This window comes from Streptomyces sp. DH12 (assembly GCF_020873895.1).
Classification (GTDB): Bacteria; Actinomycetota; Actinomycetes; order Streptomycetales; family Streptomycetaceae; genus Streptomyces.
In genome coordinates this window covers 1-539 of the sequence record NZ_JAHWGT010000626.1, presented here as the reverse complement: position 1 = coordinate 539, position 539 = coordinate 1, and the positions used below count along the sequence as shown (strand labels likewise).

At 69.8% G+C, this 539-nt stretch carries 1 protein-coding gene; it reads left to right on the top strand.

Going from position 1 to position 539, the window contains the following annotated elements; all coding sequences use genetic code 11:
• Positions 1 to 174: 174 nt before the first annotated feature.
• Positions 175 to 539 (top strand): helix-turn-helix domain-containing protein (locus LPA54_RS36140; protein ID WP_228984765.1); only part of this gene is annotated, 365 nt, incomplete at its 3' end.

The window sequence follows — 539 nt, the reverse complement described above, 5'->3', positions numbered from 1 at the left end:
CAGCACCGCCTCCTCCTCGTAGACCTGTGCCAACGCGGCGGCGTCGCCGCTGTTGAACCGCTCGGCGAACACCGCGGGCACCTCTTCGGGCCGATCGGCCAAGGCTCGCATGATCGACAGACGTCCTTCCGGGCCGGGAGAATCGAAGTGCCCCACACGCTAGGAGGCGATCTCGTGACTGACCGAACGGTTGGTCACCCGGCAGGGCTCCCCGACGACCCGCGCGCGAACGTCACCGCACCTACCCCCGAGTGCCCGGTGGAGATCACGCTGGCGGCACTGCACGGCCGCTGGACGACGCTGGTGGTTCGCGAACTGCTGCGCGGTGACCGCTCCTACAGCGAGCTGCGCGCGGCCCTGCCCATGTTGTCGGACAAGGTGCTGTCCGACCGGTTGGCACAGCTAGGCCAGACCGGAGTGGTCAAACGCGACCGTCGACCGGGCTGGCCGCCGCGAGTGCGCTACACGCTCACCCCGAGTGGACACCGCCTCGGCCCTGTCCTCCAGGCTCTGTGGGACTGGGGAGCGGAGGCGTCAGC